Origin of the sequence: Pantoea sp. USHLN298 (assembly GCF_037149395.1) — a bacterium.
Classification (GTDB): domain Bacteria; phylum Pseudomonadota; class Gammaproteobacteria; order Enterobacterales; family Enterobacteriaceae; genus Pantoea; species Pantoea astica.
Genome location: NZ_JBBCRO010000008.1, coordinates 121,815 through 141,819, shown reverse-complemented (window position 1 = coordinate 141,819; position 20,005 = coordinate 121,815). Strand labels below are relative to the sequence as shown.

17 protein-coding genes are annotated in these 20,005 nt (G+C 57.0%); 5 read left to right on the top strand and 12 right to left on the bottom strand.

Annotated elements, in window-relative coordinates; translation table 11 throughout:
- Positions 1–59: 59 nt before the first annotated feature.
- The 5 genes from WFK59_RS19870 to fdnG are packed head-to-tail and all read right to left on the bottom strand — an operon-like array spanning position 60 to position 6,219.
- Positions 60–671 carry a glutathione S-transferase gene (locus WFK59_RS19870; RefSeq protein WP_336756975.1) on the bottom strand — a complete coding sequence of 204 codons (612 nt, stop codon included), beginning with the start codon at positions 669–671 and terminating at the stop codon, positions 60–62.
- A gap of 18 nt (positions 672–689) precedes the next feature.
- Complete coding sequence (gene fdhE / locus WFK59_RS19865) at positions 690–1,616, bottom strand: formate dehydrogenase accessory protein FdhE (protein WP_336756973.1); 927 nt, start codon at positions 1,614–1,616, stop codon at positions 690–692.
- Complete coding sequence (gene fdoI / locus WFK59_RS19860; RefSeq protein ID WP_233985714.1) at positions 1,616–2,257, bottom strand: formate dehydrogenase cytochrome b556 subunit; 642 nt, start codon at positions 2,255–2,257, stop codon at positions 1,616–1,618. The genes fdhE and fdoI overlap by 1 nt, the downstream gene beginning before the upstream one ends.
- Positions 2,257–3,156: a formate dehydrogenase subunit beta gene (gene fdxH / locus WFK59_RS19855; protein ID WP_233985713.1), complete on the bottom strand. Its 900-nt coding sequence runs from the start codon at positions 3,154–3,156 to the stop codon at positions 2,257–2,259. Before fdxH ends, fdoI begins: the two co-directional genes overlap by 1 nt.
- Before the next feature lie 12 nt (positions 3,157–3,168).
- The gene (gene fdnG / locus WFK59_RS19850) at positions 3,169–6,219 is read right to left on the bottom strand and encodes a formate dehydrogenase-N subunit alpha (RefSeq protein WP_336756971.1); all 3,051 of its coding nucleotides are present in this window, start codon (positions 6,217–6,219) and stop codon (positions 3,169–3,171) included.
- A gap of 402 nt (positions 6,220–6,621) precedes the next feature.
- On the opposite strand from fdnG, the gene fdhD reads away from it, so the two are divergent.
- Entirely contained in the window at positions 6,622–7,446 is an 825-nt protein-coding gene (gene fdhD, locus WFK59_RS19845; protein ID WP_336756969.1) for a formate dehydrogenase accessory sulfurtransferase FdhD, read from the top strand.
- Here the strand turns inward: fdhD and WFK59_RS19840 are convergent.
- A complete protein-coding gene (locus WFK59_RS19840; RefSeq protein WP_233985710.1) occupies positions 7,443–8,219 on the bottom strand; it encodes a DeoR/GlpR family DNA-binding transcription regulator in 777 nt (258 codons plus the stop codon). The genes fdhD and WFK59_RS19840 overlap by 4 nt on opposite strands.
- A gap of 177 nt (positions 8,220–8,396) precedes the next feature.
- Here WFK59_RS19840 and WFK59_RS19835 point away from each other — a divergent pair, with 177 nt between their 5' ends.
- The 3 genes from WFK59_RS19835 to WFK59_RS19825 all read left to right on the top strand — a co-directional run bounded on the left by WFK59_RS19835 (position 8,397) and on the right by WFK59_RS19825 (position 11,781).
- The gene (locus WFK59_RS19835) at positions 8,397–9,737 is read left to right on the top strand and encodes an aspartate aminotransferase family protein (protein WP_233985709.1); all 1,341 of its coding nucleotides are present in this window, start codon (positions 8,397–8,399) and stop codon (positions 9,735–9,737) included.
- Positions 9,738–9,995: 258 nt separating this feature from the next.
- On the top strand, positions 9,996–10,613 hold the full coding sequence (sodA, locus tag WFK59_RS19830) for a superoxide dismutase [Mn] (RefSeq protein ID WP_031375573.1): 618 nt from the start codon (positions 9,996–9,998) through the stop codon (positions 10,611–10,613).
- Positions 10,614–10,818: 205 nt separating this feature from the next.
- Positions 10,819–11,781, top strand: coding sequence for a VirK/YbjX family protein (locus WFK59_RS19825; protein ID WP_336756966.1), 963 nt, complete (start codon positions 10,819–10,821; stop codon positions 11,779–11,781).
- An 8-nt stretch (positions 11,782–11,789) separates the two neighbouring features.
- Here the strand turns inward: WFK59_RS19825 and WFK59_RS19820 are convergent, their stop codons facing one another.
- The 6 genes from WFK59_RS19820 to WFK59_RS19795 form a co-directional block, all read right to left on the bottom strand.
- Complete coding sequence (locus WFK59_RS19820; protein ID WP_233985707.1) at positions 11,790–12,152, bottom strand: YibL family ribosome-associated protein; 363 nt, start codon at positions 12,150–12,152, stop codon at positions 11,790–11,792.
- Positions 12,153–12,257: 105 nt separating this feature from the next.
- The gene (gene mtlR, locus WFK59_RS19815; protein WP_336757061.1) at positions 12,258–12,803 is read right to left on the bottom strand and encodes a mannitol operon repressor MtlR; all 546 of its coding nucleotides are present in this window, start codon (positions 12,801–12,803) and stop codon (positions 12,258–12,260) included.
- Between the two features lie 64 nt (positions 12,804–12,867).
- Positions 12,868–14,016 (bottom strand): mannitol-1-phosphate 5-dehydrogenase, encoded by a 1,149-nt coding sequence (gene mtlD, locus WFK59_RS19810; RefSeq protein ID WP_233985705.1) that lies wholly within the window; start codon positions 14,014–14,016, stop codon positions 12,868–12,870.
- 92 nt (positions 14,017–14,108) lie between these two features.
- A complete protein-coding gene (locus WFK59_RS19805) occupies positions 14,109–16,043 on the bottom strand; it encodes a PTS mannitol transporter subunit IICBA (RefSeq protein WP_233985704.1) in 1,935 nt (644 codons plus the stop codon).
- 441 nt (positions 16,044–16,484) lie between these two features.
- A complete protein-coding gene (locus WFK59_RS19800; RefSeq protein WP_233985703.1) occupies positions 16,485–17,201 on the bottom strand; it encodes a DUF3053 domain-containing protein in 717 nt (238 codons plus the stop codon).
- A 192-nt stretch (positions 17,202–17,393) separates the two neighbouring features.
- On the bottom strand, positions 17,394–18,992 hold the full coding sequence (locus WFK59_RS19795; protein ID WP_336756963.1) for a gamma-glutamyltransferase family protein: 1,599 nt from the start codon (positions 18,990–18,992) through the stop codon (positions 17,394–17,396).
- A 704-nt stretch (positions 18,993–19,696) separates the two neighbouring features.
- On the opposite strand from WFK59_RS19795, the gene WFK59_RS19790 reads away from it, so the two are divergent.
- A complete protein-coding gene (locus tag WFK59_RS19790) occupies positions 19,697–19,990 on the top strand; it encodes an HTH-type transcriptional regulator (protein ID WP_094119881.1) in 294 nt (97 codons plus the stop codon).
- Positions 19,991–20,005 lie beyond the last annotated feature (15 nt).

Below are 20,005 nucleotides of genomic sequence, written 5' to 3'. Positions count from 1 at the left end.
TACCCTGACATGCAGCCAGACACCATTGTCCCTCTTAATGGTTCTGGCTCAGCAATCCGTCACGCCGCAGGCGGCGTTGTCCGTGCAAAGCTCTCGCGCTGGAACAGCGTCTCAGCCAGTTTTACCAGCGCAGGTCGTTCCACGCACCAGTTCGGCACTACGCGACGGAAATTGAGGTAGCCGATCATACAGCCGGTGGCGATATCAGCCAGATTGAGCTGACCGTTATTGAGCCATTTTCCCTCTGCGGCAATTTTCTCCAGCATATCGAGACTGCGCTGGATCTTCTCGCGGTTACGCAGCAACACCTCTTCCGACTGCTGATCGCCAGGCCGCATCTGCTCACGCACAATCACCAGCGCGGCGTCGCTGACGCCATCTGCCAGCTTCTCCAGCTGACGGATCTGCAGTGACTGATGGGGATCGGCAGGCAGCAGGGCGGGCGCATCGCCGCGTAGTTCGAGAAACTCCGCGATGATGCTGGAATCGAACCAGATTTGTTGATCGTCAGCCACCAGCGCCGGAACTTTTCCCAGCGGATTGTAGTGCGGAACGTGACTGTCATCGCTGTAAGGCGATGCGTTAACGAACTCAAAGATAATGCCTTTTTCCAGCATAATGATCGAAATCTTACGCACAAACGGGCTGGTATAGCTGCCAATCAGTTTCATCGGGTTCCTCCAGGTTAGCTACGATTCGCCAGGAAACATAAAGGGGTTGAGGCTGCTACGGGCAAAGCCTTCCTGCTCCATCCGGGCATCCAGCACCAGCGATGCCAGATCGTCGGCGACCGGTTCGATAGCCGGATTTTTTTCCTGATAGAGCATCTTCAGATAGGTGCCGCACTCGCCACAACTCTCCGCTTTCACCGCCGCATGTTCACTGTCAAGCGACCAGTAGTGCAGGTCGCGGGTCTGTTCACACTGGGTGCATTTGCTGCGCACCACGTACCACTCACTTTCGCACAGGTTGCAGTGCAGATACCGCGCGCCGTCGTGGTTGCCCATGTGGACCACACTGGCGACCGGCATACTGGCGCACACCGGACAAAACTGCCGCTGATCGCCCATCTCAGCACGCGCTTTGCCTGGGATCATCGCGGCCATCTGCGCCCAGTACAGCGCCAGCGCGGCCCAGATAAACGGCGCTTTGTCGCTGCTCACCCTGGCATACTCGCCGGCAAACAGGGCGCTGGCCAGCGTTTCCAGTTCCGTGGCAGAGGCTTTCTCCAGATTCTCCAGCACCGCCAGCGCCTGGCCGCTCATCTCAGGCTTTAGTTCCGCAATCAGCGAGTGCAGTAACCGCTGCCAGTGCGTGTCGCGTGGCAGCGTGTGGATATCCAGTGGCGGCTTGCCCTCGCGGGCGCTCTCTTCCAGCCGCGCCCGCAGGTCCATATGCAGCGGATGGTCATACAGCACAATTTCCTGCGCTTCGGCGATCACCGCAGCAAAACGCAGGTAGTCGCCCAGAGGATTTTTAGCCGCCAGGTCACGCAGTCGCGCAGCACGACGGCTATACAGGTTTTTCAGCCGTGGAAAAAGTAACGGCGGAATCATCTCCGCCGTTGTTTTTTCGCTCTTCTCCAGCTGATCTTGCGGGATAATGCGAATGCTCATCAGGGGCGTTTTTCCTGTTTTATAGGCGGATTACGCTGCTCACGATACCAGCGTGGATGGTGGTGTCTGGCCCAGTCTGAACTGACCCAGCCCTCAATCATCGCCGTCAGCGTGCCTTTGACCCACAGCGCGGCATAGACATGCACCATGATGACCACGATCAGTGCGGTAGCCGACACCGAATGCACCACTAACGCCAGTCTGATCAGCGGAATAGTGAACGCGCCCGCGAAGTAAGGTCGCCAGATCACAATGCCGCTGACAAGCAGCAATACTAAGCTGATGATAGCAGCCCAGAACACACACTTCTGACCAAAGTTATATTTACCGGTATCACCGACCTCTTCATTCAGGGCAATACGGTGGATATTTTTCGCCCAGTAGAGGTCATCGCGGTTGATCAGATTATGTCGCCAGTAGCGTAAAAACATCAGCATAAAGGCGGCAAACATCACTACGCCAACAAACGGATGCAGGATACGCGCCAGCTGTGGCGTGCCAAATATCTGCATCAGCCAGTTAAATGAGGGAAAGAAAAAACCTAACCCGCTCAGTGCCGCCATGACAAAGCATAAGGCGACAATCCAGTGATTAATGCGTTCCACAGCGCGGTAACGCACCAGGCGATCGGAATGTTTCATTATTTGCGCTCCTCCGGACGATCGTCGTCGTCATCGTGATGCTCTTCGACCCGATTCGGGCCCACGCCGACATAGTGGAACAGCGAAGCCGCGAAGGTGGCGGCAAAGCCGACGGCGGCCAGCGGTTTCCAGATGCCTTTCCAGAAGGTGACGGTTGGGCTGATATGCGGATCGGCAGGTAACCCGTGATAACGCTGCGGCTGACTGGCGTCATGCAGCACATACATCACATGCGTTCCGCCCACGCCTGCCGGGTTGTAGACGCCCGCTTGGGCATAACCGCGTGCTTTCAGTTCAGCAACCCGCTCGGCGGCCAGCGTCAGCATGTCGCTTTTACTGCCGAAATGAATGGCACCGGTCGGGCAGGTTTTCACGCAGGCCGGTTCCTGGCCGACGCTGACGCGATCGACACACAGGGTGCATTTGTAGGCGCGGTTATCCTCTTTGTTCAGCCGTGGCACGTTGAACGGGCAGCCAGCGATGCAGTAGCCGCAGCCAATACACTGTTCTGACTGGAAATCGACAATGCCGTTGGCGTACTGAATGATCGCGCCCGCCGAAGGGCAGGCCTTCAGGCAGCCGGGATCGGCGCAGTGCATACAGCCATCTTTGCGGATCAGCCACGCCAGCTTGCCGTTCTCTTCCACTTCGGAGAAGCGCATCACCGTCCAGGATTTGGCGCTTAAATCGGTGGGGTTGTCATAGATCCCAACGTTATGTCCGACCTCATCGCGAATGTCGTTCCATTCGGAGCAGGCGACCTGACAGCCCTTACAGCCGATGCAGGTGGTGACGTCGATTAATTTTGCGACCTGGCGCTGATGATCGCGCGCCTGTGGCGGCGGGGTAAATCCATTGGTCGCTGAGCGACGAATAATATCTTGTGACTGGTAAGCCATTGTCATCCACCGTTACGCTTTTTCCACTTTCACTAAAAATCCCTTGTATTCCGGGGTCTGTGAGTTGGCATCGCCAACCGAAGGCGTCAGCGTATTGGCGAGAAAGCCTTTGCGCGTTGTGCCTTCAAAGCCCCAGTGACAGGGAATGCCCACGGTATCGACCGGCTTACCGTCAATCATCAGACGCGGCAGTCGGCGCGTCACCACCGCTTTGGCTTTGATGTAGCCGCGGCGTGAAGAGACCTTAACGCGGTCACCGGCGCGAATCCCTTTCTCTTCGGCCAGCTCAGCGCCAATTTCGACAAACTGCTCCGGCTGGGCAATGGCGTTCAGCAAGGCATGTTTGGTCCAGTGGCGGAACAGCTCAGTGATCGAGTAGGTGGTCGCCACGCAGGGGTAATCCGCGGCCTCACCCAGACTGGCAGCATCGTTGCGGAACAGTCGGACAACCGGGCTGTGGCGCTGCTGCGGATGCAGCGGATTGTCACTCAGCGGGCTTTCCATCGGTTCGTAGTGTTCCGGGAACGGGCCATCCGCCATTTTATCCAGCGCAAACAGATGACCCAGGCCATCGGGCTGCATGATAAAGGGCCCGGCCTGCTGTTGCGGTGCCAGGGTTACCGGATAGTCCGGCACATCGATGCCCTGCCAGCGCGCACCGTCCCACTCAATCAGGCGGCGATGCGGGTCCCAGGCTTTACCCTGGCTATCGGCAGAGGCGCGGTTGTAGAGAATGCGCCGGTTAGCGGGCCAGGCCCAGGCCCAGCCGGAGACCGCGCCCAGCCCGGAAGGATCGGCGTTATCGCGTCGCGCCATCTGATTGCCCTGCGGCGTCCAGCTGCCTGCGTAGATCCAGCAGGCGCTGGCGGTGGTACCGTCATTACGCAGTTCCGAAAAGCCGTTGAGCTGCTGGCCTTTCTTCAGCAGTAGCTTACCGCTGTCATCGTAGATATCCGCCAGCGCGCGGCCGTTACTCTCCTGCGCCACCTCTTCCGGTGAGGGGTCCGCGGGGTCCTGGTAATCCCAGCGCATCGCCATCAACGGTTCAGGTGCGGTCCCGCCTTCCTGGCGATAAAGGTCGCGCAGACGCAAAAACAGATTGCCGAGGATTTTGCCATCATGCAGCGCTTCAGCCGGCGGCTCAGCGGCAGCCCAGTGCCACTGTAACCAGCGCGACGAGTTAGCCACCGATCCCGACTCTTCGGCGAAACAGGAAGAGGGCAGACGGAACACTTCGGTCTGGATTTTGGCCGGATCGACGTCGTTAAACTCATCATGATGTTGCCAGAAGCTGGCGGTTTCGGTGCTGAGCGGGTCGATCACCACCATATATTTCAGTCGGGAAAGGGCCCGAACCGCTTTATTTTTATCCGGGAAGGCGGCCAGCAGGTTAAAGCCCTGAATCAGGCAGCCGTTCAGCTCGCCCTGTTCCATCATCTCAGCCTGCGCCATGCAGTCGTAGCTTTTGTCCCACTTAGGCAGCCAGTCGTAGCCCCACTGATTTTCTGCCGTGGCGTTATCGCCATAGAAGCTCTTCATCAGGCTGACGAAAAACTTATCGCTGTTCTGCCAGTAGTTGACCTGGCCCGGCAGGGACGCCGCCGGCGTGGCTTTCTGCAGATAGCTTGCCAGAGTGGTCATTTTTTCTGACGGCAGCGGCAGGTAGCCCGGCAGGCTTTGCGACAGCAGACCAAGATCGGTAAAACCCTGCACGTTGGAGTGGCCGCGCAGCGCATTGATACCGCCGCCAGGCATACCAATATTACCGAGCAGCAACTGGATCATCGCGGCAGTGCGGATAATCTGCGAGCCGTTGGTGTGATGGGTCCAGCCCAGCGCATAGAGAATGGTCGTGGTACGATCGGGCACGCTGGTGGCAGCAAGCTGCTGGCAGACCGCGAGGAAACTCTCCTGCGGCGTACCGCACAGGCGTGCCACCATTTCCGGGGTATAGCGGCTGGCGTGGGCTTTCAGCAGGTTGAGCACGCAGCGCGGGTGGTTGAAGCTCTCATCGCGTTGCGCATGACCCGCTTCATCCAGCGCATAGTGCCAGCTCTGGCGATCGTACTGGCGGGTGGCGGCATCGTAACCGCTGAACAGACCGTCGCTGAAGCTGTAGCCCTCATCAACAATCAGCGCGGCGTTGGTGAAGGCCCGCACGTACTCATGCTGAATGTGGTCATGCTGCAGCAGGTAGTTGATCACCCCCATCAGGAACACCACGTCGCTACCGGCGCGTATAGGCGCGTAGAAATCGGCCACGGCGGCGGAACGGTTAAAGCGTGGATCGACCACAATCACCTGCGCCTGATTGTGGATTTTGGCGTCGATGACCCATTTAAACCCGACCGGATGCGCTTCGGCTGGATTACCGCCCATGATCAGCACCACATTGGCGTTCTTAATGTCGTTCCAGTTATTGGTCATTGCACCGCGACCAAAGCTGGGTGCCAGCGCGGCAACCGTCGGACCGTGACACAGCCGGGCCTGGTTTTCCAGCGCCAGAATACCGAGCGCGCGGGCAAATTTGTGGTCGAGCAGGCCAGTCTCATTGCTGGCGGCCGAAGAACATAACATCGAGGTGGTCGGCCAGCGGTTAACCGTGACGCCGGCAGCGTTGGTGGTCTGGAAATGGGCGTCGCGATCCTGCTTCATCAGCCGGGCGATGCGCTCAAAGGCCTCATTCCAGCTGATGCGCTGCCATTTATCGCTGCCTGGCGCGCGGTATTCCGGGTACTTCAGCCGCTGCTCACTGTGGATAAAGTCGAGCACGCCCGCGCCTTTCGGGCAGAGAGAACCGCGGCTGACCGGATGATCGGGATCGCCTTCAATGTGGTAAATCGAGGCGCTGGCGTTTTTCGCGCCGTCGCCCAGGCTGTAGATCAGCATGCCGCAGCCCACCGAGCAGTAGGTGCAGTTATTACGCGTCTCTCTGGCGCGGATCAGTTTATATTCCCGGACGCTGGCTAACGCCGTTGCCGGGGCGAAACCTAATAATGCTGCGCTGGTGCCCGCTAAACCGCCGGCGCAGAGTTTAAAGAAACTCCGTCTGTTAATTTGCATTTTCGTTCTTCTTTATTGGCTCCATTGCGAAGCCTTGCAAAATAGCAGCCCTATCTGCCTGTAAGTTGACCAGGGTCAAGAGGTTAGGCATTAGTAATCCGGCATTTACATTTTGTTAAAATTTTTTAGCAACGGATTTACTGCGCAAGACAATTTTCAGCGGCGGGCCAAAATTACGGCTCCTGAATGCTCACGAATGTTAAATCGTGAGAAATAATCATTCGCATTCTGCCGCCAGCGGGCGTGGCTGGGGCGATCCGGCGATAAATAACCGCATCAAATGCCTTGTGGTTTATTTGCGCTGTACCCGGTGTGAGGGCAAAATTAGTGGCTGTCGTTGCCGTTTAACCCGACAGCGCGATCAGCCGCATTTCATTATTTGTTAACAACAGGTCGTACTCCTTGAAAGCTATTCTGCAAACTCCCGGCGAAGATTTAACAACTCAGGCAGGTATCAGCGAAACGCTGGTGTGGCAGCGCGCAGACCTCGCGGTGGCTCAGCCTGACTGGCTGGCGGAAGAGGTGCCGGTGGCGCTGGTCTATAACGGCATCTCCCACGTTGTGATGATGACCACGCCAAAAGATCTGGAGGCCTTTGCGCTGGGATTTTCGCTATCGGAAGGCATTATTGACGCGCCAGAGGATATTTTCGGCATGGATGTGGTGCCGGGTTGTCACGGTATCGAGGTGCAGATTGAGCTTTCCAGTCGTCGCTTTATGGCGCTGAAAGCGCAGCGTCGTGCGCTGGCTGGCCGTACCGGCTGTGGCGTTTGCGGTGTCGAACAGCTGGATCAGATTGGTAAACCGCTGGCGCCGTTACCGTTTACTCAGACCTTCGCGCTGGCGCAGCTGGATCGGGCGCTGGGGCAACTGAAAGATTACCAGCCGGTTGGACAGAAAACCGGCTGTACCCATGCCGCCGCGTGGGTCCAGCCGGATGGAGAGCTGGCGGGCGGCTGTGAGGATGTGGGCCGCCATGTGGCGCTGGATAAGCTGCTGGGCTATCGCAGCCAGTCCGCCTGGGGCGAGGGCGCGGTGCTGGTATCGAGCCGCGCCAGCTACGAAATGGTGCAAAAATCCGCCATGTGCGGCGTCGAAATCCTGTTTGCCGTCTCGGCCGCCACCCGGCTGGCGGTGGAGGTCGCTGAGCGCTGCAACCTGACGCTGGTCGGCTTCAGCAAGCCGGGACGCGCCACTATTTACAGCCATCCACAGCGCCTGATTTAAACCACTATCACCTGCGGCAGTGCCTGTTGCAGCGCCGCCAGCGCAGTGGAGGCCTCAGCGCCGCCATCGGTAATCAGCGTGGCGATCGCCTGCGGTGCGGCGTAAACCGTACGGCTGACCACGCCCAGCTTACTGTGATCGGCCAGCAGGATCGTCGCGGCGGACTGCTGCACCATCGCCCGGGCAATCGCCGCTTCGTGTGGATGGAAGCTGGTGGCGCCGCGACTCGCCTCAATCCCGACCGGCGACAGCAGCGCAACGTCGGCACGATAACGTACGATCTCCGCCACGGTTATTTCGCCGCGCGTCTGCTGCGCGCCGGCTGACAACGTCCCGCCCAGCAAAATAATCTCATTCCCCAGCACGTCATGCTCCTCTCCGGCGCTAAGCGCCAGCGCAGCCTGCAGGCTGTTAGTGAGGATGGTCAGGCCCGACAGGGCGCGTAGCTCCTCCGCCAGCAGCGTGGTGGTGCTGCCTGCATCCAGAAACAGCGTCTGACCCGGCTGCAACAGATCTGCCGCCGCCCGGGCAATGGCGCGTTTTTCTCTCGCCTGAACCGTACGCCGCACGGTCAGCGGCGGTTCAGGCGGCGTCTCGATCGCCACCAGACCGCCGTGAACGCGGCGTGCCAGCCCCAGCGCTTCCAGCTCAATAATATCGCGGCGCGCGGTTTCCCGTGATACGCCCAGTTCCCGGATGATGCGCTCGGTACTGACCTGATTTAAGTGGGTCAGCAGCGCCCGGATGCGCTGAAGGCGCGTTTCCTGCAGCATGGTCATTCCTTATTGCGCGCAGTGCGAAAGTCGGCTGAATCAGTGACTAAGCTTACCTGAGTACCCGGATGTCGTCATGTGTATTTGGTTGTATTTGTGTATTTGGTTGCATTTTTAGCGCAGGCAGGCATGATGGGTTATCAGCCTCAACCACTTCACCTCGCAACGGGAGTTACCATGGCCACGCGTTCCACCATTATGGATACCAACAGTTTTCGTGCTGAACATGCGGATGCGCTGGATAGCGACACGCGCAGGATGACCGAAAAACGCAGCAAAGTGCTCGGCGAATCTTATCGCCTGTTCTATCGCAAGCCGGTGCACCTGGTGCGCGGTGAAGGGCAGTATCTGTGGGATGCGGCAGGCGACAAGTATCTTGACGTTTATAACAACGTGGCGAGCATTGGTCATTGCCATCCGGCGGTGATTGAGGCGGTGACGCAGCAGATGAAAATGCTGAACACCCATACCCGCTACCTGCATGAAAATATTCTCGATTACAGTGAAGCGTTGCTGGCCACCACTCCTGCGGCGATCGATCGCGCCATGTACATGTGTACCGGTTCTGAGGCGAACGATCTGGCGATCCGCGTGGCGCGCGCTTTTAGCGGCGGCAGCGGCATTATCGTCAGTCAGGAGGCCTATCACGGCACCAGTGAGCTCACCTCCGGCGCTTCACCGGCGCTTGGCAGCGGACAGCCGCTGGCGGCTACCACCCGGCTGGTGATGCCGCCGGATGCTTATCGGGTTGATGCGCCCGATCTGGGCGAATGGTTTGCCGACCAGATTCAGCAGCAGATTGATGACATGGCGGCGCACGGCATTAAATTCGCCGGTTTTCTGGCAGACTCTATTTTCTCTTCTGACGGCGTACTGCCTGACCCGCGCGGTTTCCTGAAGCGGGCAGTGGACGTCGTTCATGCCAACGGCGGTATCTTTATCGCCGATGAAGTGCAGCCCGGCTTTGGTCGCACCGGCGATGCGTTCTGGGGCTTTGGTCGTCACGATGTGGTGCCGGATATCATCACTACCGGTAAACCGATGGGGAATGGCATTCCGGTATCGGGTCTGCTGGCAAAAAGTGAGGTGCTGGCCGCCTTCAGCGATTCGATTCCTTACTTCAATACCTTTGGCGGCAATCCGGTGGCGATGGCCGCGGCGCAGGCGGTGCTGAACGTGATCACCGAAGAGGGCTTGCAGGAACACAGCCGTGTGGTGGGCGCGAAACTGCTGGCCGAACTGCGCAGCCTGATGGACCGTTATGACTGCGTCGGTGATGTGCGTGGCGCCGGGCTGTTTATCGGCTTTGAACTGGTGACCGATCGTGACAGCAAAACGCCAGACAAAGCGCTGGCGCTGGACCTGATTGAGAAACTGCGTGAGCATCGGGTGCTGACATCGGTGGCCGGTCCGTATGGGAATGTGCTGAAACTGCGTCCGCCATTGGCGTTTCAGGAGAGCGACATCGACTGGCTGGTCGGGGCGCTGGATAGCGCGCTGCGCGAGCTGGGGCGCTGATCCCTGGCGGGCAAAAGGGGCGCTGTCGCCGTTGTTACGGCCCTGAGAGAGACGAGCCGGGCGGCCTGAAAAGGCGCATCTGAGGCGGCAGTCAGTAAAAACAACGGGTTGCTTTTGCCATATTCCTCAAATCCTTATGGTTAATAGGGCATTGATTACCCTTTTACGCTACATGAATTTAACTATAATGATTCGACTGCTTACGCGGCACGTCCCGAATTCGTCGTGCTGCTCAAATACTAAATGGAGAGGAAGAACATGAGTTATTCACTGCCATCCCTGCCTTACGCATACGACGCACTGGAACCGCATTTCGACAAGCAGACGATGGAAATCCATCACACTAAACATCACCAGACCTATGTGAACAACGCGAACGCGGCGCTGGAAGGCACTGAATTTGCCAATCTGCCGGTCGATGAGCTGATCACCAAACTGGATCAGCTGCCAGCTGACAAAAAAGGCCCACTGCGCAACAACGCCGGCGGCCACGCTAACCACAGCCTGTTCTGGAAAGGCCTGAAAATCGGCACCACGCTGCAGGGCGACCTGAAAGCGGCGATCGAAAAAGATTTCGGTAGCGTAGAAAAATTCCAGGAAGAGTTTGAGAAAGCGGCTGCAACCCGTTTCGGTTCAGGCTGGGCGTGGCTGGTTAAAAAAGGCGACAAGCTGGCGGTGGTCTCTACTGCTAACCAGGACAACCCGCTGATGGGCGAAGCGATCGCCGGCGTTTCAGGTTACCCGATCCTTGGCCTGGATGTGTGGGAGCACGCTTACTACCTGAAGTATCAGAACAAACGTCCTGACTACATCAAAGCGTTCTGGAACGTGGTTAACTGGGACGAAGCGGCAGCCCGCTTTGCTGCTGCTCAGTAAGTTAATCCCGCGTTAACAAAAAACCGGTGAAATTTATTTCACCGGTTTTTTTTATCTTTAATTCGCGTTGCCCCAAATTAAACCAAAAATCAACAAACGGTGCTTTTTGACCACGGTGAATTTTAACCTTATGGCACATTAACCTGCCGTTGACATTGGTTGTTTTATCCTCAGTGACATTCCTGCTCACTGCGTGTCGATAACTATGTCAATTATAACTACTCACGAAACCACCACGGATTCTTCTGCATCGCTGTTTTTTCAGTTAATCAGCGGGAAATATATTCCTGACAAGCTGTGGCTGAGTAAGCGTTTCCGGCTGAAATTTGTGTTAAGAAGCCTGATATCGCCGCTGACCACCACCCATTATTTACATCAGCTGTCGCAATTGCCGCAGATCGGACTGTTGATGAGCACCCAGGGGCTGCTGCCCGCCAAGCTGCATCGGCCCTATCTGCGTTCCGGTATCAGCATCGCTGCGCGCGCTCAGGCGATACTGGATCACTATACCCTGATGAATAACCTGCCGAATCCGATGTTGCGCCAGTTGCTGCAAAGCGCCGGTGATAATCTGCTGGCTTCGCTGAACGGTAAACATGATGAAGCGTTTTTACTCTCCTGCAGTTCAGGTTATTTTGACCGGGAAGGCGAGGTGACGCTGGTGCTGCGTTATAACGATGAAATTATTGCTTCGCTTTCATTCTCTATTATTAACGAGAATAAAAAACGCACCTTATTAATTGGTGGATTACAGGGTCCGCGAAAACATATCAGCAATGATGTTATTCGCGAGGCGACCAAAGCGGCACACGGTCTATTTCCGAAGCGTCTGTTGATGGAAGTGGTATTTATTGTTGCGCAGCAGTGCGGTGTGGAAAATATTCTGGCAGTCGGTGATGAGACCCACGTTTTCCGAAGCCTGCGCTATCGTCACAGCAAGGGGGATAAGTTCTTTGCCAGCTACAGCGAGTTCTGGCTGTCACTGAACGGTGAAGCGCGACAGGATGGAATGTTTACGCTGCCACTGAGACTGCCGCGTAAAACGCTGGAAGAGATTGCCAGTAAGAAGCGGGCAGAATACCGCCGTCGTTATGAGATGCTGGATGCGCTGGCGGAGCAGGTGTATGCCACCGCCGGCGAGCAACGGGTCGATCAGGCCGCTGCCTGATCGGCCGATCAGAAGGCGGTTCTGGCGAAGCCGGTCATCGCGGTCAGCCCCATCTCACGTCCCAGCGCGGTCATTGGATGCACCACCACCAGGCCGCGCACGCTTTTCTTCAGCGCGCCCAGATTTGCCTGCTCTTTCTTGGTAATTTCGCGGCTGAAGCCCATTTTTTGCAGCTTCTGCGCCTCGGCACTGAGTTTTTCAACTCGCTGACCGCGCAGACGCTCAATCTCAATGACCAGCGTCTCTTTCTCTTTCAGCAGCGCGCCCAGTTTCTCGACATCACCCGATTCCAGTAACTGCGGCTCTTTGCGGTTCAGGGCGTCCAGCTTATCGCTGAGAAGTTTGATTTCGTTTTTTTCTTGCTCTTTCATGACAACAACTCGTTGAGGAAAACAGGCAAAGGATACACCAAATCTGGCGTATGTTCCCGGTTAGGTTATGGCGATGTCAGGCACCGGCCCGGCACCTGACAGGATTTAACTGGCGGACTTTTTGAACGCCTGCTTCAGGCTGATGCGGGAAATCAGTTCGGTGAGCGACAGCACCATGGTAGATCGTACCATCTGCAGGTAGCGCTGCTGCTGCATGCTGCGCAGCTCCGCGTCGTCGGTGTTAAATACCGGCGCAGGCGGCCAGGCCGTCACGCAGTGCAGCTCACCGAACGGACCGAGAATCTCATCGTCGGTAAAACGATAATCGCCACTGTCGTGATCCAGCTCCTCACGCAGCGCCAGCAGCAGTTCACCATCTTCATACTCGTGCCGGCTGATGACGCCGAGTCCGTAAATCAGCTTGAGCCGCACCGACAGTTCACCCAGCGGACCATTGCTCAGTAACAGCGGTTCCACCGCGTATTTGACGGCATAATCATCTTTGCGGAATACCTGCAATACCAGCAAATTGACCGCTTCAGCCAATAGCTCAACAGCGGCGATCAGAAAGCTTCTCACCGAGCGACCGGCGTTCAGGCGCTCAAGCACCCGGTTTTCAAAAGCTTGCTTCTCTTCCATTATTGCCTGCATAGGGTTGATACCGCCGTTGGGCGCAGGCGAACTGCGCCCGGCTTGCGTCACTAACACGCGCGCATTATGCCATAGCGTGCCAGGCGCTCACCACAGCCGTCACAACTTCGCTGTTGGCATCCAGCCCGGAAATTTCCGCCAGCGTGGCCTGTGGACCTTTTTCTGCCAGCAGGGCAGCCAGCTCCTGAGCCTGCGGGTCCTGATCGCTGCGATAGTGCATCGCGGCGGCAATGCCCTGCACCAGACAGGCGTGCGGTAAACCGTACTCCAGCGTGCCCAGCGTCGGTTTAATCAGGCGATCGCCTGCGCTCAGCTTACGCAACGGCTGGCGACCAACGCGCTCAACGTCATCTTTCAGGTAAGGGTTCTCAAAGCGACCCAGGATTTTCTGGATATAGGCCGCATGTTTATCCGCGTCAAAACCGTAACGCTTAATCAGCACCGCGCCGCTCTCTTCCATCGCGCCTTTAACCGTCGCCCGGATTTTTTCATCCAGGATCGCATCACGGATGGTCTGATGACCCGCCAGCTGGCCGAGATAGGCGGTGATGGCATGACCGGTATTGAGGGTAAAGAGTTTACGTTCGACGAACGCCATCAGGTTATCCGTCAGCTCCATGCCCGGAATGGCTGGCAGATCGCCTTTGAACTGGGTTTTATCAACAATCCATTCGCTGAAGGTTTCTACCGTCACTTCCAGCGGATCGCTGCTGCCCGCCTCAGAGGGAGGTACGATGCGATCGACCGCCGAATCCACAAAACCGACATGCTGTTCCAGCCAGGCGTGATACTGCTGCGGCAGTGCCTTCAGCACATGCTGTTTCAGCTGGCTGGTGCCGCGCACCATGTTTTCACAGGCGATGATGTTTAACGGACGGGTGTTGCCGTTGTCGCTGCGTGTTGCCAGACCTTTAGCCACACTGCCTGCAATACGCTCCAGAATCTGCGGGCCGACCGCCGTGGTGACCATATCCACCTCAGCGATCAGGGTAATGATGTCGTCGCTGGTGCTGTTGACCGCGCTGACGCCTTTGACCATTTCCACTTTGGCCTGCTCGCCAACCACATGAACGGGATACTCATGACGCGCGTTGAGTGCATCCAGCACTGCCTGATTCACATCAGCAAAAACCAGTTCGATACCTGCATCCGCCAGTAATTTACCGATGAAGCCCCGACCAATGTTTCCTGCTCCGAAATGTAACGCTTTCATAATTTTTGACCCATATCAAATGACGATGGGGCGGGCACGCCCGCCCCAGGAATCGGGACGGGCCTGACCGCCCCAGGGAAAATACCATTAGCTTACGCGGTGAGCGGTTTGCCTGACAGCAGATCCAGCACTTCCTGTACGCTGGTGGTGTTAGCCAGCGTTTCAATCACGCGGTCATCGTCCAGCGCGTTGGTCAGGCTGGTAATCACCTGGATATGCTCGTTATTGCGGGCGGCAATACCGATAACCAGTCGTGCCACATCTTCGGCATCATCACCGAACTGCACGCCTGCCGGATACTGGCAGAACACCACGCCGGTTTTCAGCACGCGGTCTTTCGCTTCGACCGTACCGTGCGGCACCGCAATTGACTCTCCAAGGTAGGTCGGCGTCAGTTTTTCACGCGCCAGCATCGCTTCAATATACTCCGGCTCAACATAGCCGCCTTTTACCAGCTGTTCACCGGCGAAACGGATCGCCTGCTCTTTGTTGCTGGCACTCAGGCCGAGGAAGACGTTGTCAGCACCGAGTTTAAACAGGTGCGCATTACCTTCATCGTAGCTGTCTGACAGCGCCGTTTTCACCGTTTCACGGTGTACTTCGCTGCGGTTCGCCGCCACCAGACGCTCGGTCAGGGTGCTGTAGAGCGCGCTGTCGAGGAAGTTATTCAGCGAGATATGCTGCGCATGAGGTGCCTGACGAATCGCGCGCTCGGTCAGATCGCGGTGAGTAATCACCAGATCAACATCACCCGGCAGGGCGTTAATTGCCGTGTTGGTCACCGATACGTTGCTTAAACCGGCATCCTGCACCTTTTTACGCAGTACGCCAGCACCCATAGCGCTGGAACCCATACCGGCATCACAGGCGACAATGATTTTACGCACATGGTTCAGCTCAACGCTCATGGCATCGCTGGCAACCGCGGCGCCTGCTGCAGACTGACCTTTAGACTGGGCTTTCATATCCTGCATGCGCTGCGTCGCGGCTTCGATATCGTCATCCTCTTTCACCTTGCTGGTTTTCAGCAGGATGGCAGAGACCACGAAGGAGACGGCGAAGGCTGCCACAATGGCCGCAATGTTGGCGAAGTAAGCGCCTTTTGGCGTCATCGCCAGCACCGCCAGGATGGAGCCCGGTGAAGCAGGGGAGACCAGACCGCCGTTGAGCAGCGTCAGGGTGAAGACGCCGGTCATACCGCCGAGGATCACTGCCAGCAGCAGACGAGGTGCCATCAGCACATACGGGAAGTAGATCTCATGGATGCCGCCGAGGAAGTGAATAATGGCTGCACCACCGGCCGACTGTTTCGCGCTGCCGCGACCAAAGAACATATAGGCCATCAGCACGCCCATGCCCGGACCTGGGTTCGCTTCAATCAGGAAGAAAATGGACTTGCCCGCTTCGCTGGCCTGCTGAATGCCGAGCGGCGAGAAGATGCCGTGGTTAATGGCGTTGTTCAGGAACAGGATTTTCGCCGGTTCAACGAAGATCGAGGTTAATGGCAGCAGGTTATTCTGCACCATCAGGTTGACGCCCGCCGCGAGGATGTGTGACAGACCTTCAACCAGCGGACCGATAGCCAGGAACGCCAGCAGCGCCAGCAGCATACCGATAATGCCGGCAGAGAAGTTGTTGACCAGCATCTCGAAGCCGCTTTTGATTTTGCCGTCAACGGCCCGGTCAAACGACTTGATCGCCCAGCCGCCCAGCGGACCGGCAATCATCGAGCCAAGGAACATCGGCATGTCAGCACCGACAATCACACCCATGGTAGTGATAGCACCGACCACGCCACCGCGGTCGCCGCCCACCAGACGTCCACCGGTAAAACCGATCAACAGCGGCAGCAGATAGGTGATCATCGGGCCAACCAGTTTGGCTAACGTTTCGTTAGGGATCCAGCCAGTTGGAATAAACAGTGCAGTGATGATACCCCAGGCGATAAACGCCCCGATATTCGGCATCACCATATTACTCAGAAAGCGACCAAAGCTTTGTACTTTGACCTTCACTGATGAGGACATAAACCCACCCCTTATTGAGACGCGCTGCAATAGGAGAGCGCGCTTGTTTTTGTTTAGCCACCCCGACAGTCAGCCGGTGGTATTACTGTATGCAGCCGGACTCTATCACGCGAATATGACGCTGCGTAGCGGTCAGAAGAAGTGTGATTTAGATCACGTAATCCAGGTGGGTGCGGGGGTGTTTTTAGTGATCGATGTCACAAAATTAACTCAGAATAATCTGTAGGTGGGCAGATTTTAACCGCAAAACCGGTCTGTTTGTGACTCTGGTCACAAATGGCGGGCAGCAGTTTGTTATAACTATGTGACTTAGATCACAAACTATTTTTGGTCAAAAATGCGCCCGATCACAGTTTCGTCAGGCCACAGAAAAGCAGGGAAAGAAAGGCGGCAAACCGGAAGGGAAAAGGGCAGGCGATCAACGCCTGCCGCTTGATGTGCTTACTGTAAACCACCCTGAACGGCCGCTTGCGCCTGGGTCAGCGCCTGGGCATTGGCTGATAAGGTACTCATCAGCGCATTGTACTGGGACGCCTGCTCCTGGGTCGGGAACTGCACGCCGCCCTCATTAAAGCTGACGCGGGTGCCCTGAGTTTGCAGGAAATCACCGGTCTGCACCGCCGCCTGGCTCAGCGCCTGCAGCTGTGGCAGCAGCGGGATCAGCTGGTTCGCCGGCACGGTGACCACCTTGTTATAGGCGGTATCGTAGACTTTTTTCAGTTCGTCTTCCTGCTTCAGCGCGGCTTTACTGCTGTCTGCCTGCATTTTGGCGCTTTCGATCTGCTGGGTGACAATCACCAGCGCACTGTTCGCCTGGCGCAGCGAATCGCGACGGCTGAGGTAATCCTGCGGCACGCGAATGGCTGAAAGCTCATCGACTACCGGACGCATCCCCTGATCGACTGCCTTATTTGCCTGCTGTGAGAAGCCATACAGGATGGCGTAATCACTGGCGAATTTACCAAAGCTCTGCTTCTGATTTTCGCTCAGGCTCGGCAGGTGCTCGCCACTGCGCATCACGGTATTCTGTAGAAAATCGGTAAATGCTTTGCGCTGCTCGCCCTCTTTATCACCGCAAGCGGTGAGTTGCAGCACGATCAGCGCGCCAGCGACTACAATAGCGCCGCGCGCCCAGAGGCGTGTGAGTCCTAAAGCCATACGTTCAACTCCTGTCGGTGAAACTGGCTGATGTCCAGGTAAGAATGGCCTAAAGAATAGAACAAACCCGCGTCACGGCACAATGTGAAACCATCAGTGAGATGCGGCTGCACTGTCCGGCGCGCCGCCGGGCGCGGTGCGCGTCAACCCGATAACGGCTGAATCGGCGCACCGCTGCGGCCTGGCGCGGCGTCAGAAGACCAGCGCCTGTCCATCTTTACGGCTTTCGGTCGCCGCAATATAGAAGCCCTGCGGATCGCGGAGTATCGCCTGGGCGCCGCCAAAATTATAGTTACTCAGCGGATCTTCCAGTACCACATGGTGTCCCATGCGGCGCAGGGTGCTGAGGGTATTGCGATCGAGTGTCGATTCAAACACCACTTCACGGCCCTGCACCACGCGCCAGCGTGGCGCATCGATCGCCGCCTGCGGATTCTGTCGATGCAGCATAATCCGCAGCGCCAGTTGCAGATGCCCCTGCGCCTGCATCGGGCCGCCCATCACGCCAAACGACATCAGCGGCTGACCCTGACCATCCAGCGCGAAGGCGGGAATAATGGTGTGGAACGGCCGCTTACCGCCCGCTACCACGTTGGGATGGTGCGGATCGAGGGAAAAGCCGGCGCCGCGATTTTGCAGGCTGATGCCGGTATCCGGCACCACCACGCCCGATCCAAACCCCATATAGTTAGACTGGATAAACGACACCATCATGCCGCTGGCATCGGCGGTGGAGAGATAGACAGTGCCGCTCTGCTGCGGTGAGCCAAACCGGAAGTCACCGGCCTGTGCCGGATCGATCAGTGCTGCCCGCTGACGGATATAGTCGGCGCTTAACAGGCGATCTGCCGGAAATTCAAGGTGGTCTTCATCAGTGACGTAACGCTCAAGATCGACCAGAGCCAGTTTCATCGCCTCAATCGACAGATGCAGCCACTGCGGTGAATCGGGCGCATAGCGGCCAATGTCCCACGCCTCAAGGATGCCAAGGGCGATTAACGTGGCGATGCCCTGCCCGTTGGGCGGCAGCTCCTGCACCGAACCGCCGGCAAACGGGCGCGACAGTAATGTCACCCAGTCAGCGCGATGTTTGTTGAGGTCGTCGAGGCTCAGTGCTGCACCGTGCTCCTGAGCGAAAGCCACCATCTTTTGCGCCAGTTCACCGCGATAAAAACTCTCGCCCTGGGTATCGGCAATCTGCTGCAGCGTACGGGCCTGGGCCGGGTTGCGGAACAACTCGCCAGTGCGCGGAGGACGGCCCTGTGGCGCAAAGCAGTCACTGAAGCCGGGCTGATCCCGAAGTTTGTCGTAGCCGCGCTGCCAGAGATGACCAATCAATGGCGAAACCGGGAAACCGTGGCGCGCATAGTCAATCGCCGGCTGGGCTAAGGTTGTCAGCGGCAGCGTGCCAAAACGTTGCGCCAGCGTGACCCACGCCGAGACCGCGCCAGGCACCGTCACCGACTCCCAGCCGGTTTCCGGCATGGCGTGATGACCGGCAAAGCGCTGTGGGTTCCATGCCGCTGGCGAACGGCCTGATGCGTTTAACCCGTGCAGTTCGCGGCCATCCCAGACGATGGCAAAGGCATCGCTGCCGATGCCATTGCCGGTCGGCTCGACCACGGTCAGCGCCATCGCCGTGGCAATTGCGGCATCCACCGCATTACCGCCCTGTTGCAACATGCGCATACCCGCCTGGGCGGCCAGCGGCTGTGAGGTGGCCACAGCATGACGACCCATCATCGGCACCCGATGAGAGGCATAACTCACATTGAAATCGATATCGCTCATTGCTGTTCCTTCTGATTGATTAGCTGGCTGCCTGCCAGCAGACGCACCACGGCAGCGCAACGGGCTCACCTGCTGCCCGGCATCCGCACCCGTAAAAGGCGCTTTCGCGCTGGTTGCGGCCACCGGCGCTGAAGCGGGTCCGGGCAGAGTAGAAGAATCGGCAGACTGTGGATGTGAGCTGTGCCGCGCAGACCGGGTCTGCCGCCCCAGGACTATTCTTAATTTGATTAATAGAGTGAATATAAATGTTTAAGAAGTGAGCCATTGGCGTATATTTTGCAATCATTCATGAGGAAGTGTATTTCCTTACAGAATCGACAATATGCTGCCACAAAGCATGACGGCAGCCACATTACTACCAAACATAATTTGATTTTTTTACCGCTTGCTGAGGCAAAAAGATAATAGCCTCAACTATTTAGTGGCGCTGGAACTTTTTCGGCTAAGAAAAGATAAAAAAATAATTATAAATTGCGCGGCAAATCGTCAGGTCTCTATCCATACTTAGCTTCCCGGCATTTGTTGCATTGACCTGACATGTTTACAAGCAGTGCACAGCAGGCTGTGTCCCGTAGTGGTTTCTCTCATAACAAAAACAAACCCTTGCGGGATACAGCCTGACCAGGCCCGGTTTCAGAGTCTGACTTCAGACTCGTACCTCTCTACTTTCACGTGCTTCATAGTGAGTTTTTAAGGAGTTCTCTATGGAATTAAAAGACCCGATGTTTGAATTGCTCAGCAGCCTTGAGCAGATTGTTTTGACACGTGACAACCGTCCCGCTGAGTTATCTATTCAACGCCAACCTGCCGTGCCAGAGCCACAGCGTCTGCGCGAAATGACCGGCATGCAGGTTGATGAATTTGCAAAAGTGATGGGCGTAAGCGTTTCTTCAGTAAAAAGTTGGGAAGCCCGACGTACCCGTCCTTCCGCTACGGCACAGAAGTTAATGAAGCTGTTGCATGCCAACCCCTATCTGGGTCGGCAACTGCTGGAATAATGAAGAAAAAATCCA